Annotated in this window: 15 protein-coding genes and 2 tRNA genes; 10 read left to right on the top strand and 7 right to left on the bottom strand. The window is 18.8% G+C overall.

The window, feature by feature from the left end; translation table 11 throughout:
- Window positions 1–5: 5 nt before the first annotated feature.
- Together uppS and H0H39_RS02570 are read left to right on the top strand one after the other, a co-directional pair.
- A complete protein-coding gene (gene uppS / locus H0H39_RS02575) occupies window positions 6–740 on the top strand; it encodes a polyprenyl diphosphate synthase (RefSeq protein ID WP_185877320.1) in 735 nt (244 codons plus the stop codon).
- A gap of 25 nt (window positions 741–765) precedes the next feature.
- A complete protein-coding gene (locus tag H0H39_RS02570; RefSeq protein WP_185877319.1) occupies window positions 766–3354 on the top strand; it encodes a BamA/OMP85 family outer membrane protein in 2589 nt (862 codons plus the stop codon).
- A gap of 10 nt (window positions 3355–3364) precedes the next feature.
- Here H0H39_RS02570 and H0H39_RS02565 read toward each other — a convergent pair.
- Window positions 3365–3437 (bottom strand) — tRNA-Phe (locus tag H0H39_RS02565).
- A gap of 53 nt (window positions 3438–3490) precedes the next feature.
- Here H0H39_RS02565 and H0H39_RS02560 point away from each other — a divergent pair.
- Genes H0H39_RS02560 through H0H39_RS02550 form a run of 3 tightly spaced genes read left to right on the top strand, consistent with a single transcriptional unit; the run spans window position 3491 to window position 7369 of the window.
- Window positions 3491–4000: a hypothetical protein gene (locus tag H0H39_RS02560; protein WP_238785641.1), complete on the top strand. Its 510-nt coding sequence runs from the start codon at window positions 3491–3493 to the stop codon at window positions 3998–4000.
- Between the two features lie 11 nt (window positions 4001–4011).
- Entirely contained in the window at window positions 4012–5280 is a 1269-nt protein-coding gene (locus tag H0H39_RS02555; RefSeq protein WP_185877318.1) for a hemolysin family protein, read from the top strand.
- Between the two features lies 1 nt (window position 5281).
- Window positions 5282–7369 (top strand): SurA N-terminal domain-containing protein, encoded by a 2088-nt coding sequence (locus tag H0H39_RS02550; protein ID WP_185877317.1) that lies wholly within the window; start codon window positions 5282–5284, stop codon window positions 7367–7369.
- An 18-nt stretch (window positions 7370–7387) separates the two neighbouring features.
- Here H0H39_RS02550 and H0H39_RS02545 read toward each other — a convergent pair whose 3' ends face one another.
- A complete protein-coding gene (locus tag H0H39_RS02545; RefSeq protein ID WP_185877316.1) occupies window positions 7388–7555 on the bottom strand; it encodes a Sec-independent protein translocase subunit TatA/TatB in 168 nt (55 codons plus the stop codon).
- Window positions 7556–7921: 366 nt separating this feature from the next.
- On the opposite strand from H0H39_RS02545, the gene H0H39_RS02540 reads away from it, so the two are divergent.
- Together H0H39_RS02540 and H0H39_RS02535 are read left to right on the top strand one after the other, a co-directional pair.
- Window positions 7922–9760, top strand: coding sequence for an ABC transporter ATP-binding protein (locus H0H39_RS02540; protein ID WP_185877315.1), 1839 nt, complete (start codon window positions 7922–7924; stop codon window positions 9758–9760).
- Window positions 9761–9767: 7 nt separating this feature from the next.
- Complete coding sequence (locus H0H39_RS02535) at window positions 9768–10490, top strand: TerC family protein (protein ID WP_185877314.1); 723 nt, start codon at window positions 9768–9770, stop codon at window positions 10488–10490.
- On the opposite strand, the gene H0H39_RS02530 is transcribed toward H0H39_RS02535, so the two are convergent.
- From H0H39_RS02530 to folP, 5 genes are all read right to left on the bottom strand, one after another.
- Window positions 10485–11612 carry a dihydrolipoamide acetyltransferase family protein gene (locus H0H39_RS02530; RefSeq protein ID WP_185877313.1) on the bottom strand — a complete coding sequence of 376 codons (1128 nt, stop codon included), beginning with the start codon at window positions 11610–11612 and terminating at the stop codon, window positions 10485–10487. The two genes, H0H39_RS02535 and H0H39_RS02530, sit on opposite strands and share 6 nt — an antisense overlap.
- A gap of 33 nt (window positions 11613–11645) precedes the next feature.
- Window positions 11646–12638, bottom strand: coding sequence for a pyruvate dehydrogenase (acetyl-transferring) E1 component subunit alpha (gene pdhA / locus H0H39_RS02525; protein WP_185877312.1), 993 nt, complete (start codon window positions 12636–12638; stop codon window positions 11646–11648).
- A 72-nt stretch (window positions 12639–12710) separates the two neighbouring features.
- Window positions 12711–14036 carry a UDP-N-acetylmuramoyl-tripeptide--D-alanyl-D-alanine ligase gene (locus H0H39_RS02520; RefSeq protein WP_185877311.1) on the bottom strand — a complete coding sequence of 442 codons (1326 nt, stop codon included), beginning with the start codon at window positions 14034–14036 and terminating at the stop codon, window positions 12711–12713.
- A gap of 7 nt (window positions 14037–14043) precedes the next feature.
- On the bottom strand, window positions 14044–14826 hold the full coding sequence (locus H0H39_RS02515; protein ID WP_238785640.1) for a diadenylate cyclase: 783 nt from the start codon (window positions 14824–14826) through the stop codon (window positions 14044–14046).
- Between the two features lie 19 nt (window positions 14827–14845).
- Complete coding sequence (gene folP, locus H0H39_RS02510; RefSeq protein ID WP_185877310.1) at window positions 14846–15688, bottom strand: dihydropteroate synthase; 843 nt, start codon at window positions 15686–15688, stop codon at window positions 14846–14848.
- A 50-nt stretch (window positions 15689–15738) separates the two neighbouring features.
- On the opposite strand from folP, the gene H0H39_RS02505 reads away from it, so the two are divergent.
- The 3 genes from H0H39_RS02505 (at window position 15739) to H0H39_RS02495 (ending at window position 17102) form a co-directional block, all read left to right on the top strand.
- The gene (locus tag H0H39_RS02505) at window positions 15739–16224 is read left to right on the top strand and encodes a nucleotide modification associated domain-containing protein (protein ID WP_185877309.1); all 486 of its coding nucleotides are present in this window, start codon (window positions 15739–15741) and stop codon (window positions 16222–16224) included.
- A gap of 16 nt (window positions 16225–16240) precedes the next feature.
- The gene (gene tpiA / locus H0H39_RS02500) at window positions 16241–16999 is read left to right on the top strand and encodes a triose-phosphate isomerase (protein WP_185877308.1); all 759 of its coding nucleotides are present in this window, start codon (window positions 16241–16243) and stop codon (window positions 16997–16999) included.
- Window positions 17000–17028: 29 nt separating this feature from the next.
- Window positions 17029–17102: transfer RNA gene (locus H0H39_RS02495), tRNA-Arg, on the top strand.

Below are 17102 nucleotides of genomic sequence, written 5' to 3'. Positions count from 1 at the left end.
TTTTTATGAATAATTTGTTAAAAAAAATAGATTATAATAATATACCTAATCATGTTGCCATTATTATGGATGGAAATGGACGTTGGGCAAAAAAAAGAGGAAAATTAAGATCTTTTGGATATGAAAAATCGATTCAATCTATAATAGATTCTTTAAATGCATGTCAAGAATTGGGTATATCTTATATTACTTTGTATGTATTTTCTTATGAAAATTGGAATAGACCGAAACAAGAAATAGATAATCTAATGGATTTATTTTATAAAAATTTTGATAATTCTTTAGAAGAAGTTAATAAAAAGAAATTAAAAATTCTTGTTATAGGAGATATTCATAAATTATCTAGATTAATACAAAAGAAGCTTATCTATTTTATGGATAAAACTAAACATAATAAATCTGGAACTTTAATATTAGCTATAAGTTATGGTGCTAGAGAAGAAATTTTAAGAGCAACCAAAAACATTGCTGAAAAAATTATTAAAGGAAAGGGAAAGTATTCTATAAAAGATATTAATTATTCTTTTTTTCAAAATCATTTATATACTAAAAATATTCCTGATGTAGATCTTATTATAAGAACTAGTGGAGAATTAAGAATTAGTAATTTTTTATTATGGCAATCTGCTTATGCAGAATTTTATTTTACTGATATATTATGGCCTGATTTTAGAAAAAAAGATTTTTTTGAAGCTATAATTAATTTTCAAAAAAGGAAACGTCGTTTCGGTAAAATATAAAATTTAAATTTTTAACTATTAATTAATGAAAAAAAATTTCTTTTTGTATTACATTTTTTGCGTTTTAATATCATTGAATTATTCGCATTCTAAAAATTATAAAAATACAGTAAATAATCAAGATAATCATGATATGATTATAAACAACATTTATATAATAGGAAATACTAAATATGATAAAAATTTTATATTAAATATATCTAAAATTAATGTTGGAGAATCAATAGATTACTATGAAATAAAAATTAATAATGTTGTTAATAGATTATGGAAAAGTAATTTGTTTAAAAATATATCTGTTTACAAAAAAGTAAAATATAAAAATGTAATTGATTTATTTATAAAATTGGAAGATTTGATGGAAATACATGAAATATGTATAGAAGAAGAAGAATATGGTAATATTATAATAGATAAACAGTTATCATCATTTATAAAAGATAAATATGGAGATATAATTTCTGAATTTAATATTCAGGATATTAAAAATGAAATTAAAAATTTTTATAAAAAAAAAGGTTTTAATGAAGTAAAAATTGATAGTAAAATAAATAATGAAAAAGGAAAATTTATATTACATTTTCTTATTAATAAAGGAAAAAAAATAGAAATAGAAGAATTTATTTTTGAAGGAAATAATATTATTAATGATAAAGATTTATTTAGTTTATTAAAAAATGATAAATTATTTTTAATATCAACAATAATTGAAAAACCTATTCGATTATTCATTCGTGATAGTATTGATAAAAATTTAGAAAAAATAAAGAAAAAATATCAATCTTTAGGATTTAGATTTGCTAAAGTATTTTTGGATTATGTTTGGAAAAAAAAATCTGGTAATTATGGGATAAAAATAAGAATAATTGAAGGGAAAAAATATTATTTAGGAGATGTTAAATTTATAGGAAATTCATATGTTAAAGATAAAGATTTGAAAAAAATATTTTCTTATAATAAAGAAGATATTTATAATGTAATTAAAATACAAAAAAATATAGTAGATCCATCTTATCATAGTATATTTAATCATTACCTAAATTTAGGTCATATTTTTGTGTCTATTGTTCCTATAGAAGAAGTTATAAAAGAAAATAATAAAATAAATTTAAAAATAATAATAAAAGAAAAATTACCTGTTTACATAAAAAATATAAAAATTGTTGGGAATAATATAACTAAAGATTATGTAATTAAAAGAGTATTAAAAATCCATACAGGAGAATTATTTTCTATAGAAAAAATTAAAGAAAGTATGCATAATATAGAAAAATTATTTCTTTTTGAAAAAATATTTTTTAAAATAATTATAGATTCAAATGATAATAATTATATAGATATAGAATGGAATGTAAAAGAAAAAAATAATAACGATTTTCAGATTAGCGGAGGATTTAATGGATATAATATTAAAAAATTTTATGGTAATTTAAAAATGATTTTTAATAATTTGTCTATTAAAAATATTCCAAGATATAAATCTTGGGATCCTATTCCTCAAGGTGATGGTGATAAATTAATAATTTTTAGTAATCTTGAAAAAGATTTTAAATCTATTGGTGTTTCACTTGTAAAACCTTGGATATATATAAATGATTCAACATCATTAAAGATTGAAAATGATTTTTCTATAAAAAAATTATTTAATAATGATAATCATCCATTTGATGATAATTATTTAATTAATAAAAATGATGAATTTTTATTAAAAAAAATTAAAAATTCATTAGAATTAAAAAAAGAAATTTCTGTTTATCCTAATTTAAAAGTAGTAACTTCTATAAATAGAGAAAAAATTGTTACACCTAAAGATACTGATCGTTCTATATATGGTAAAAAAGGAATTTTTAATTTTAAGAATTTATATTATTTATTTTCTATCAATAGAAATTTAACAAATAAAGAATCCTTTCCATTTAAAGGATCTATTTTTAATTTAGAGATTATGTCTAGCTTTCCGTATAATATTATAGGAAATATTTATGAAAAAAATAAAAAAGAATTGAATTCAAGTAATTTTTCAATTACAAAAATTATTCCTAAAGAAAAAAAAACTATAGTTATGAACTATTTTAAATTTAAATTATCAGGAAATTGGTATAAAAAAATTTATAGAAACTTGGTTATGAATTTAGGAGGAGAAATGGGGCACATAGGTTTATTTAATGATAATACAGATGAATCTTTTATGAAAAAAATACCTCCAGTACATAGGTTTCGTATGGGAGGATATGAAAAAAAATCAGAAAATCATATTCCATTAAAAGGATATTCATTTTCAGATAATTTTTCTACATATAAAATGTCAAAATATGGTGGAACTACTTATAAAAAAATTTTTATGGAAATAAGATATCTAATTAATAAATCATATAATAACAGAATTAAGTCTTGGTTTACTACTTTTATAGAAGGTGGAAATATTGGTAATTCTTATAAATCTTTAATTTCTAAAAAAATAAATAAAACTATAGGATTTGGATTTCGTTTTTTTTGTAAACCAATAGGATTATTTGGATTAGATTTATCTTATCCTATAGATTATATGGAAAATAAAAATTTTTTAGAATCAACTAAGTGGAAAAGTAATTTTTTTATAACAAAAAATAATTAATTAAACAATGTGGTATCTCCCGGAATTGAACCGGGGACACAAGGATTTTCAGTCCTTTGCTCTACCAACTGAGCTAAGATACCTTTTATTATTTTATAAATTAAACAAAATTACAATAAAAATAATAAGTAATAAATTGAATAAATTAATTATTATATTTTTTTTTATTTTATTTGGATATTCTTGTAATAAAAAAAATGTTTATTTAAAAAAATCAGAAAAATATAATATTCCAAAAAAAATTTTTTTCAATTATAATTTTATTTTAAAAGAAAAAGGTATTGTAAAATACATTATAAAATCACCATTTGTTAAAGAATATGAATTTTATAACGTATATCCAAATGGTGTATATTTATTTCTTTATAATAACAAAAAATATGGATGTATAAAAGCTGATTATATGGTAGGAGTTAAAGACTTATTTTATTATATTAAAGGAAATGTAACTATTTTTAGTTATAAAGGATATATTATAAATACAGAAGAAATTTTTTGGAATAGAAAAAAAAAGTTATTTTTCAATGAAAAAAAGACAATTATATATAATTTACATGGAAATATTTTATATGTAATAAAAAAAGGAATAGAAATCAAAGACAATTTAAAAAAATTAAATATTAATAAAAAATTGATTCTTTATTAATATAAATAAATATGGTTTTTCATATCAGTGTAGTTTTTATTACTATACTTATTTCTGCTTTTTTTTCTGGAATGGAAATGGCATTAATTTCTTGTAATTTATTTCAAATAGAATTAGAAGAAAAAAATAATTCTTTTCGTTATAAAATTCTTTCTAAAAGTATTAGAGATTATAAAAAATTTATTACAACAATGTTGATTGGAAATACAATATCATTAGTAATATATAGTATTTATATGGGGAAGATTTTTTTTATTATTTTACCTAAATATTTATTGAATAATTCTATATGGATTTTTTTACTAGAAACAATATTTTCAACTATTATTATTTTAATAATTGGAGAGTTTATTCCCAAAATAATATTTAGTATATATTCAAATGAATTATTAAAATTATTTATTATTCCAATATATATTATATGTACAATTTTTTCTCCTATTACAAATTTTGTTATATGTATTTCTAATTTATTTTTAAAAATTTTTGGAGAAGAAGAAAATTGTAAAAAAAAAATTTTTGATAAAGATGATTTAATACATTTTTTATCTAAAAATGTAAAAAAAAATTTTAATAAAAAAATTTTTGTAGAATCTAAAATTGATATTTTTCATAAAGCTTTAAATTTTTCTGAAAAAAAAGCTAGAGAATGTATGGTCCCTAGAAAAGAGATTATATCATGTAATATTATAGAATCATATATAGATGATGTAAGAAATATGTTTACAAAAAGTGGATTATCTAAAATTATTATTTATAAAAATAATATAGATAATATTATAGGATATATTCATTACATGGAATTTTTAAAAAAACCTAAATTAATAGATAAATCTATTATTAGATCTGTAGAATTAGTATATGTAAATACTTTTGTTAGAGAAATAATGGATATTTTAATAAGAAAAAAAATAAGTATAGCTATAGTATTAGATGAATATGGAGGAACAGCTGGAATGATTACTATAGAAGATATTTTAGAAGAATTTTTAGGAGATATTAAAGATGAGCATGATGAACTTTATTTATTAGAAAAAAAAATAAATAACAATGAATTTTTATTTTCTGCTAGATTAGAGATAGATTTTATAAATTCTAAATATAATTTAGGAATTCCAAAATCAGAAAAATATGAAACTTTAGGCGGATGGATTGTCACTAATACATGTAATATCCCAAGCAGTGGAGAAAGAATTATTCTTAACGAACATTTTTATCTTGAAATAAAAAAAGTATCTAGAAATAAAATAGAAGAAATTTTTTTAGAAAAAAAATTATGATATGAGTTTTTTGAATAAAATAAGAAAAAATACATGGTTAATATTTTTTATTATAGGAATTTCATTAATATTTTTCATATTAGATCCAAATTTTATTACAAAATTTTTTAAAAATGATTCTGAATTGATTGGAAAAGTTAATGGAGATAATATTTATAAAAAAGATTATGAAAATTGTATTATATTTCTAAAAAAATTTAGGGGATATTCGGAAAATAATGCTTGGAAAATATTAGTTAACGAAAAATTATTGAATCAACAAGCTAAAAAAATAGGGATTGATAGTACAGAAAAAGATTTTTGGAAAACAATGGAAACACAGTCTATATACAGTAATATAGATGATTTTCAAAATGAAAATGGAAAATTAGACTTAGAAAAATTTAAATTTTATATAAATAGTTTATATAAATATCCTAATAATATATTTGAAAAAATAGAAAAAGAAAAAAATATTTGGACTTATGAAGAAAATAGAATAAAAAATAAAATTTTTGCTAAAAAATATATAGAAATGTTAATGTATGGATTAAATATATCTGAAAAAGAAGTAAAAATAAATTGTAATAATAAAAAATCTTTTTCCATTATTGATTATATTTATATTCCATATTCAGAAATAAAAAAAAAATATAATGTAAGTGTATCAAAAAATGATATTCATAATTATATTAACAAAAATTTATTTTTATTTAAAAAAGAAAATTTAAGAGATTTAAATTTTATTATATTACGTTCTACTCCTTCATCAGAAGATGATCAAAAAATGAATAGCAATATGAATCTATTATTCAATAGATTGAAATATATTAACAAATATTCTGATTTTTTTTCTAATACATCTGAAAAACCTTTTGATTATAAATTTTATACTAAAGATAATCTTCCATCAATTTTAAAATATTTTTTAGAAAAAAAAAATAAAATTGGATCAATGTTTGGTCCACTAAAAATAGGAAATCTTTATATAGTTGCAAAATTAACCGGTAAGAAAATAATTTTCGATTATGTCTTGATTAGTCATATTCTTATTTCTCATAACAAAGCAATTCATTCTTTAAACAAAAGGAAAAAAGAAGATGCTATAAAAATTTCTAAAGATATATATAGTAAATTATTAAAAAATCCTAAAAAATTTAATTTTTTTTTAAAAAAATCAGATGATTTAAGTAATAAAAAAAAAGGTAATTTAGGGTGGATTAAATATAATGGAAATGATTTTATAGGAAACTTTGATATTTTTTCTAACAAAAATAAAACTGGAACTATAGGATTAATTAATACTGAATTTGGTTATCATATTGTAAAAATAGATAGTAAAAAAAATATTAAGAACGCATATCAATTTGGTGTAATAATAAAAACTTTAAATCCATCAATAAAAACAAAAAATGATATTTATAAAAAAATGGTTTCATTTTACATGAAAAATAAAAATTATAATTTGGATAAGTTAATAAGAAATGCAAAAAAAAATAATTTTGAAACTTTACTTATAAAAGATGTTAAAGATAATAAATGGTTTGATATAGAAGGATTTAATTATGAATTAAATAAAAAAATTATTAATTGGACTTTTGAAAAAAAAAGAAAAAAAGGAGATACAAAAATATTTAAAAATATAAATAAAGATTATATTTTAGTTTATTTATCAAATATTAAAAAAAATGAAATTAATAGTTATAAAATGAATAAATTAATCACATTTTTAATGAAAAATAAAATTTATAATATTTTATATAAAAAATTTCATAACAAAAATATGAAAAAAATATCAAGTTATTTTTTAAAAAAAGTAAATAAATCACGTAAAGTAAATTTTTATGATTCTTTTTTAGATAATAAAAATGAACCTAAAGTAATTGGATCTGCTTTTTCTTTAAAATTAGATAAAATATCTAATCCAATATTAGGAAGAAAAGGTATTTTTTTTATAAAAGTTAAAAAAAGATTTATTGACAATAATAAATTATATTGTTCTAATCTTGAATCAGAAATTAATAATTCAAATAGTGACTTAAGAAAAAATATATTAGAAAAATTAGAAAACGTTTTATTAGAAAAATCTAATATAGAATGTTATAAATAAAATTTTATAATTACCATTCTACCATTCTATTTCATCTTTAATTTTTTTTTTAGCTTTTTTTAAAAATCTTATTCCTTCACCTAATCCTCTAGCTATACCTGGAATTTTTTTTGGTCCAAATATAAGAATTGCAACAAAAATGATTAAAAAACTTTCTTCAATACTAATAAATAAAATATTTATCATATTATTTTTTAATTTTAAAAATTATACTTTATTTTAATGAAACATTATATAAAATATATATTAACAATAATAGCATTCTTATTATTTATATTTAAATATATAAAAAAAAAGATTTTTTAATAATTAAAAATTTAAAATATAACAGGATAAAAATTAAATTCAATAAGTGAATTGAAAAAATATATTTTAATAAATACATTGTTTTTAAACAAAAAAAATATATTATGAAAAATTAATTTTTAATTTATTTAATTCTATTAATTCATAGAATATAAAATTCATAAATTAATAATAATTTATTAATCAATGAACTATATATAAATTGGATTATCCTGTATATATTTATAAAGGAATTAAAAATATTAGATGAATGCACTTGAAAAAATTTTCAATTATTCAAAATATTATAAATATCGTTATGTTATAAATATAATATGTAATCTTTTACATTCTTTATTTTCAGTTATATCTATAATGTCTATTTCTCCTGTATTAAGTTTTATCCTTGACAATAATAAAAAAAATAATAAAATAACATCATTAAATTATTTTAATGGATTTATAGATTTATTCAAAAATTATTTTCAATATTATATTGAATTTTTTTCTTATAAATATGGAAAAATAAATACTTTAACTATATTTTGTATATTCATTATTTCTATGTTTTTTATAAGAAGTATATTTAAATATATATCAGAATATATATTGATAGAAATAAAAAGTTCTATAATAAAAGATATTAGAAATGAATTTCATAGAAAAATATTATTTATGCCATTAGATTTTTTTTTGGATAGAAAAAATGGAGATATAATGTCAAGATTATCTAATGATATTAATGAAATAGAAATATCTATAGTTCATTCATTAAATAACTTAATTAGTTCACCTATTATTATAATATTCTATTTATTAACTTTATTTATTATTAATTACAAATTAACATTATTTATTTTCTTACTAGTACCTATTATTATTTGTTTTATTTTTATTATAAAAATCATTTTGAAAAATGATTCAACTAATGTACAAAATCAATTAGGAAAATTATCTACTATTGTAGAAGAAACATTAAATTATTATAAAAATATAAATATTCTTAATTATGAAAATAAAATACAAAATAAATTTGAGAAAATATCAGAATTTCAAAAAAAATTATCTATCCGTCTAAATAGAAAAAAAGAATTATTTTCTCCTATAATAGAATTTTTAAGTTCTGTTATTATGATTATAATAATATGGTATGGAGGTAAAAATTTTTTATATAAAAAAGAAATGGATCCTAAAATTTTATTTCCTTTTATAGGATTATTTTTACAAATAGTTAATCCAATTAAAAACTTAGTTAATTCTATTTCTAATATTCAAAAAGGAAAAGCTGCAGCAAAAAGAGTTTCAGAAATATTGAATTTTGAATATTATTATATAAAAAAAAATAAAATTTTATCAAATTCAATAAATTTTTTTAATAAAAAAATAATATTTAATAATGTTTCTTTTATAAGAAAAGGGAAAGTTTTATTAGAAAATTTAAATTTCTATTTAAAAAAAGGAGAATCTGTTGCATTAGTAGGAAGATCAGGAAGTGGAAAATCTATTATAGCTAATTTATTAGCAAAATTTTATAATGTAACTTCAGGAAAAATAACAATAGACGGATTTAATATTGATGAATTAAAAATTATAGATTATAGAAAATTATTAGGAATAATAACTAAAAATCCAATTATACTTAATGATTCTATACTAAATAATATATCACCAGAAATTAATAAAAATTCATCAATGAATACTATAATACAAGCAGCAAAAATAGCTAACATACATTTTTTTATAAAAAATCTTTCAAAAGGATATAATACAATAATTGGATATAATGGAAATAAATTATCTTTATACCAAAAACAAAAAATTTGTATAGCAAGAATTATATTAAGAAATCCTAAAATAATTATTTTAGATGAAGTAACTTCTTCTTTGGATTCAGAATCTGAAATAAAAATACATAAACTATTGAAAATAATAATTAAAAATAAAACATCTTTAATAATATCAAATAGAATATCTAATACTTTGATAGAAAATTCAGATCATATAATTGTTTTAGAAAAAGGAAAAATTATAGAACAAGGTAATCATAAAAATTTGATGTTAAAAAAAAGTTTTTATAAAAAATTAATTTTGTTAGAAAAATATTAATAATTAAATGATAGAATATTTATATGATATAATAAATAATCCTTTTTCATCCATCTTAACTATAGGTAATTTGTTTATAGTAGAAAGTATATTATCTATAGATAATGCCGTTGTTTTATCTTCTATTATAATGAATTTAGATAATAATGAAGATAGAAATAAAGCTATAAAATATGGAACCATCAGTGCTTATTTATTTAGAATATTATGTTTATTGTTTACTTCTATATTAATAAATATGAAATGGGTAAAAATAATAGCTGGAATTTATTTAATTTTTACTGGAATAAATTATTACATAAATAAATTTAAAAATAAAATTATTAAAAATAATAAAATAAATACAAAAAATAATTCTTTATGGAAAATTATATTATATGTAGAATTAATAGATTTATCTTTTTCTATAGATAATGTATTTGCTTCTATAGCTATATCAAAAAATTTATTATTATTATTTATTAGTATATTAACAAGTATCTTATCCATAAGATTATCAACAAAATTTTTTATAAAATTAGTAGAAAAAATTCCAAAATTAAATAATTTTATTTATATGATAATAATAATACTTGGAGTAAGATTAATAATAAATTTTTTTTATGAAAAAAATTTTATTTATAATAAATTTATAGAATATATTTCAAATGTATTAATGTCGTTAATATTAATAATACCTATTATTAAATATTCATTTTATAACAAATTTTTTATAAAAAAAAAATCATAAAAATATAATAAAAGGATCTTCTAAATATTTTTTTAATAATCGTATATAAAGACTCCCTAACGCTCCATCTATTATTCTATGATCACAAGATAATGTTATTTTCATAATACTTCCTATTTCTATTTTAGATCCTATAACTACAGGTCGTCTTACTATAGATCCTACAGAAATTATTGATGAATTTGGAATATTTATAATAGATGTAAATGAATCTGTATCATACATTCCTAGATTAGATACAGTAAATGTACTATCTTCTAACTCGTTTATTTGTATTTTTTTTTCTTTTGAACGTAATACTTTTTCTTTTATTTCTTTAGATATTTGTAATACTGATTTATGATCAACATTTTTAATTACTGGAACAATTAATCCATCTTCAACTGCTACTGCAATACCAATATTTATATTTTTATGAAACAAAATATATTCATCATTCCATGATACATTCATTTTAGGAAATTTTTTTAATGATTGAGCAACAGCTTTTATTATAATATCGTTAAAAGATATTCTTTCATCTATAGAAAGTTTATCATTAAATTTTTCTCTTAATTTAATTAGTTTATCTACATTTATTTCAGAAAATATATAATAATGTGGAGCAGAAATTTTTGATTTAGAAAGATGTTTAGCTATTTTTTTTCTCATAGAGGAATGAATAATTTTATTAATATTATTTTCATTTTTTAATGTTTCAATATCTTTTTTGATTATTCTACCGTGAGATCCACTTCCATTTTTAAATGTTTCTATGGGTACATTCATTTTTTTTATCAATCTTCTTGCTGCAGGAGATATAAATTTTCTTTCATTATCTTTTTTTTCTTCTTGTAAATTATTTTTTAAATTTTTTTGTTTAATCAAATGATTAATATCTTCTCCTTCTTCTCCTATAATTGCTATTATATCGTTAACTTTTGTTTTTTCTCCTTCTTTAACTCCTATAAATAATAAAATACCACTAACATCTATTTCAAAATCTTGAATAGCTTTGTCTGTTTCTATTTCTGCTATTATATCTCCTTCTACAACTTTTTCTCCTATTTTTTTATTCCATTTAATTACAGTCCCCTCTTCCATGGTGTCACTTAGTTGGGGCATAGATATTATTTCTGCCATGTTAAAAATTTTTTTATTAAATGATAAATATTTTTAATAATCTAAAAAAGGATAATTAGTTTCATCATAAACTACGTTATACATATCGTCCAATGAAGGTAATTTTGATTTTTCTGCAAATTCAACACAAAATTCAACTTCTTTTTTAACTTTATTTTCTACAAAATTTAAATTTTTTTCAGTATACCATTTATTTTTTAAAATATAATTTTTCACATATATAATAGGATCTTTTTCTTTATAAAAAAGAATTTCTTCTTTAGTTCTATATGATTCAGAATCTGACATAGAATGTCCTCTATATCTATATGTTTTTACATCTAAAAATGTAGGCCCTTTTCCTTTTCTTGCTCTTTCAACCGCTAAAAAAACAATTTTTGCAATTTCTTCAGGATTCATTCCATTTACTGAAAAAGTAGGCATTTCATATGATAATCCTATTTTAGATATATCGTTTATATTAGAACTTCTTTTTACAGAAGTTCCCATAGCATATTTATTGTTTTCACATATAAATACAATTGGAAGTTTCCATAACATTGACATATTAAAAGTTTCATGTAAAGATCCTTGTCTAATAGCTCCATCTCCCATTAATGTTATTGTTACAGATTCTCTATTAAAATATTTATCTGCAAATGCAATACCAGCTCCTAAAGGAATCTGTCCTCCTACTATTCCATGTCCTCCATAAAAACGATATTTTTTACTGAAAATATGCATTGATCCACCTATACCCTTTGATGTTCCTGTTTTTTTCCCCATAAGTTCTGCCATAATCATTTTAGGATCTACCCCCATAGACATAGGTAATATATGACATCTATAAGCAGTAATTAAATTATCTATTCCAATATTAATAGAATGAGTTATTCCTGCTGGAATAGCTTCTTGTCCATTATATAAATGTAAAAATCCTTTTATTTTTTGTTTTAAATATAAAGAACGGCACTTATCTTCGAATTTTCTCCAAAAAGACATGTCTTTAAACCATTTAAAATAGGTTTTTTCAGTAATCTTTTTCATAAAAAATTCCTTTTACTGAATAAAATCATTTTTATAACATATGCAAATATAAATATATATTATATTTAAAAATTAAATTGGATTAATAAATGGAATAATATTTTCTAATTCTATTTTTCTTGAACCTTTTACAAAGATAAAGTTTGTTTTTCTAATAGGATTTTTTTTTATCCAATTTATAAAATTTTTTTTTTCTAAGAATTTTATTATTTCTGTTTTATTTGATTTTATATATTTAGTATTAAAAAATATATATCCAATTAAAAATGCAATATTTATATCACTTTTAGTTAAGAAATATATAATTTTTTCATGTTCTTTATTAGAAAAAGATCCTAATTCTAACATATCTCCTAATATAACCATTTTATTTCCATTAATATTTTTATTAAAAAAAGTAAGTGATTTAATCATACTAGTAGGGTTAGCATTATAACAATCAACAATAATTTTTACATTATTTTTATTTATTATTTGAGATCTATAATTTTTTGAAGTATATTCTTCTATTGATTTTTTAATTTTTTTTAAAGAAATTTTAAAGTATATTCCTATAGTTATAGATGCTGCTATATTATATAAATTATAATTTCCTACTAGGGATGATACTATTTTTATATTTTTTATATAAAGAATAGATTTTATTCCAGATATATTGCATAAATATTTAAATTTTACATTTGTATTGATATTTTTTTTTCCAGAAAAAACAAATCTTTTTATTTTATTACTATTAGATATTTGAATTGAATCATCTCCATTTACAAATACTAATTTATTTTTTTTTTTTAAAAATTCATATAATTCTAATTTTCCATTTATAACACCTTTAATTCCTCCAAATCCTTCTAGATGTGCTTTTCCAAAATTAGTAATATATCCATAATCTGGATTTACTATAGAACACATATTTTTTATTTCGTTTTTATGACTTGCTCCTATTTCTATAACTGATATTTGCGAATTATTAGACATAGATAATATTGTTAATGGAATTCCTATATGATTGTTATAATTATTTTTTGTATAATGAATTTTTTTATATTTATTATATAATACACTTCTTATAAGTTCTTTTGTTGTAGTTTTTCCATTACTTCCTACAATTGCAATTATAGGTATATGTTTATTTATACTTCTATGATAGAAAGCTAGTTCTTGTAATAAAAATAAAGTATTCTTTACAAGAAGAATTTTTTTACAACTAACAAAATATTTTTTATTATCTATTATAGATAGTAAAGCTCCTTTAGATATAGCTTCTAACGCAAATTGATTACCATCAAAGTTTTTTCCTTTTAAAGCTATGAATATAGATCCTTTTTTAACTTTTTTACTATTTATTTCTATTCCAGAGGAAATAGAGTAATATTTTTGATATATTTCTTTAATTTTCATAAATTCTTTATGTTATATCTTTTTCTAGTATTGTTCTTAAATTATTAATATTTGTTATTATTATTCTATTTCCATTTTTAATATAAGATATATATCCTGTTTCTTCGGAAATTACTAAACATATTGCATCTGTTTTTTCAGTAATACCAAATGCAGCTCTATGTCTAAGTCCTAATCTATATGGAATATCTTTGTTATAAGAAACGGGAAGTATTGCTCTTGTTTTTATTATTTTATTATCTGCTATAATAGTAGCACCATCATGTAATGGACTGTTTTTATAAAAAATACTTTCTAATATTGGAGTATTTACTTTAACATTCATATCATCACCATTTTTAATAAAATTATTTAGATCTTGTTGTAGTTTAATAACTATTAAAATTCCAGTTTTATCTCTAGAAAAAATAGCACAAGCATTTGTAACGCTTTCTATAGTTTCTTTTTTTATGGATATTATAGGTTTTTTAAAAAATGATAAAATAAATTTATTTATAAATAATCTACTTCCTACTATTAAAAGAAATTTTCTTATTTCTGGTTGGAAAAGAATAATTAAAGCTAGAAATCCTCCTTTAAAAAAGGTGCTTATTACTATGCTTAAAAATCTCATGTTATAAGTTTCTACAATCTTCCAAAAAATAAAAGTTGCAATTATTCCATAAAAAATGTTTAATGCTGCGGTATTGTAAACAAGTCTATATATTTTTAATAAAATAATTGTTACTAAGGATATATCTATAATATCAATAAAATATGTTTTTAAAATGTGTAAAAATTTATGGAACAAAGTGTTTTTTATACTTTTTTTATATAAATTTTTTATAAAATTGTGTTATTTTTACACATTCTAATGCCTCTTTTATATCATGAACACGAAGTAATTTTACTCCTTTATTTTTTATTAATGCTATAGTATGTATAATAGAGGTAGCATTTAAAGATTTATAACAAGAAGAAAGTTTTAATAAATTATTTATCATGGATTTTCTTGATATTCCTATTAATATTAAATGATCATTAAATCCAAATAAAGATAAATGTTTTAATAATTGAAAATTTTGTTCTAATGTTTTTCCAAATCCAAATCCAGGATCTAAAATAATATCATTAATTCCATATTTTTTTAATAAAGAAATTTTTTTTGAGAAAAAATTATTTAATTCTATAATTATATTATTAGAATAAAAAGTATTTTTTTGCATATATTTTGGATGTCCTTTCATATGGGTTAATATATATGGAATATTAAATTTTTTTAATAATGGAAACATATTATTATCCATATTTCCTCCAGATATATCGTTAATCATAACAACCCCTTCATCTATAGCTGCTTTTGCTATTTTACTTCGAAAAGTATCTATAGATATTTTAATTTTAGGAAAATTTTTTATAATCATTTTAATTGGAACAATAACTCTTTTAAATTCTTCTTTTTCTGTTACTAAATTAGATCCTGGTCTTGTAGAACAACCTCCAATATCAATAAAATCAGCTCCATTTTTTAACATATATTCTACGTGTTTTAATATTTTATTTTCAGAATTTAATGATCCTCCATCATAAAAAGAATCTGGAGTAAGATTAACTATTCCCATTATTTTTGGTTTATCAAACTTTATTAAACACCCAGCGCAATTAATTGTCATTAATTTATTTTTAATATATTTTATTTTAAAAAAATATAAAGTTAATTATTATGTTATTTTCCTTTATTATTAAAAAATGTGAAAATATTTTTCTTGAAAAATTAAAATACTATGGATTATCATGGATAATTCTAAAAAATTATTCTATAATAGATCAAATATTAATTAAAATTATTCGTATAAAAAATATTAATATAAAAAAATCTTTTTCTGTAAAAGAAGAGAAAATTATAGATACATATATAGATGTTATAAATTATTTAATAATTGCATTAATTAAAATAGAATTAAAATGTGAAAAAAAAATATCAAATAATAATGCAATTATATTATATAAAAAAAAAATAAAAACAATAAAAAAATTGGTAAAAATAATAGAAAATAAAAATTGTTCTATAGATATAATATTAAATAAACTATTATACTTAAGAAAAAATTTATTTAATATATCATATCAACAGTTAAATGATAATTATTTAATTATATTAGTTGATGTTATTTTTTATTACAAAAAAAATTATAAAAAATTTTTATAAAAATAAAAATTTAATGATGAAAAAAAAAATTATAGTTGCAAACTGGAAAATGAATTATGATTTACATAAAACCACTACTTTTCTAAGAAATTTTATAAAATTTGTTTTTGATAGAAAAATTATTCATAACAAAGAAATAATTATAGCTCCTTCTTTTCCTTTTTTACATATATCAAATCAAATATCTCAAGGTACTTCTTTAAAAATTGCAGCTCAAAATATTTACTCAATGGATAAAGGATCATATACTGGAGAAGTATCTGCTTTAATGATAAAATCTATTGGAATTAATAGAGTTATAATTGGTCATAGTGAAAGAAAAAAATTTTTTTTAGAAAAAGATGATTTTTTATTAGAAAAAGTAAAAACAGCCATAAAAAATAGAATAAAAGTTATATTTTGTGTAGGAGAAACTATTGATGATAGAAATAAAAATAATCATTTTATTTCTATTGAATCTCAATTAAAAAAAACAATTTTTAATTGTTCTTTAGATGAAATACGATTTTTATATATTGCATATGAACCTGTATGGTCTATTGGAACAGGATTAACAGCGTCAGATGATCAGATTCAAAAAATGCATAGTTTTATTCGTTATAAATTTTCATGTAAATATAATAAATATATATCTGAACAATTACCGATTTTATATGGTGGAAGTATAAATGATTTAAATTCAAAAAAAATTTTTTCAAATAAAGATGTAGATGGAGGATTAATCGGAAAATGTTCTCTAGATATAGAAAAATTTATTAAAATTATTCAATCTTAATTTTTATATATTTGCAATATTATTTTTTAGGCCTCGTAGCTTAAATGGAAAGAGCATCTGATTACGGATCAGAAGGTTATGGGTTCGAATCCCTTCGAGGTCT

Origin of the sequence: Blattabacterium cuenoti (genome assembly GCF_014252315.1) — a bacterium.
Lineage (GTDB): Bacteria > Bacteroidota > Bacteroidia > Flavobacteriales > Blattabacteriaceae > Blattabacterium > Blattabacterium cuenoti_AI.
This window is presented reverse-complemented; position numbering and strand designations above follow the sequence as displayed.

Bases quoted from the DNA above. Each gene is read 5' to 3' on its own strand.
- H0H39_RS02570 (WP_185877319.1), top strand. From the start codon at position 766: ATGAAAAAAAATTTCTTTTTGTATTACATTTTTTGCGTTTTAATATCA.
- H0H39_RS02545 (WP_185877316.1), bottom strand. From the start codon at position 7,555: ATGATAAATATTTTATTTATTAGTATTGAAGAAAGTTTTTTAATCATT.
- H0H39_RS02535 (WP_185877314.1), top strand. From the start codon at position 9,768: ATGATAGAATATTTATATGATATAATAAATAATCCTTTTTCATCCATC.
- folP (WP_185877310.1), bottom strand. From the start codon at position 15,688: ATGACAATTAATTGCGCTGGGTGTTTAATAAAGTTTGATAAACCAAAA.
- uppS (WP_185877320.1), top strand. From the start codon at position 6: ATGAATAATTTGTTAAAAAAAATAGATTATAATAATATACCTAATCAT.
- H0H39_RS02540 (WP_185877315.1), top strand. From the start codon at position 7,922: ATGAATGCACTTGAAAAAATTTTCAATTATTCAAAATATTATAAATAT.
- H0H39_RS02505 (WP_185877309.1), top strand. From the start codon at position 15,739: ATGTTATTTTCCTTTATTATTAAAAAATGTGAAAATATTTTTCTTGAA.
- pdhA (WP_185877312.1), bottom strand. From the start codon at position 12,638: ATGAAAAAGATTACTGAAAAAACCTATTTTAAATGGTTTAAAGACATG.
- H0H39_RS02555 (WP_185877318.1), top strand. From the start codon at position 4,012: ATGGTTTTTCATATCAGTGTAGTTTTTATTACTATACTTATTTCTGCT.
- H0H39_RS02520 (WP_185877311.1), bottom strand. From the start codon at position 14,036: ATGAAAATTAAAGAAATATATCAAAAATATTACTCTATTTCCTCTGGA.
- H0H39_RS02550 (WP_185877317.1), top strand. From the start codon at position 5,282: ATGAGTTTTTTGAATAAAATAAGAAAAAATACATGGTTAATATTTTTT.
- tpiA (WP_185877308.1), top strand. From the start codon at position 16,241: ATGAAAAAAAAAATTATAGTTGCAAACTGGAAAATGAATTATGATTTA.
- H0H39_RS02530 (WP_185877313.1), bottom strand. From the start codon at position 11,612: ATGGCAGAAATAATATCTATGCCCCAACTAAGTGACACCATGGAAGAG.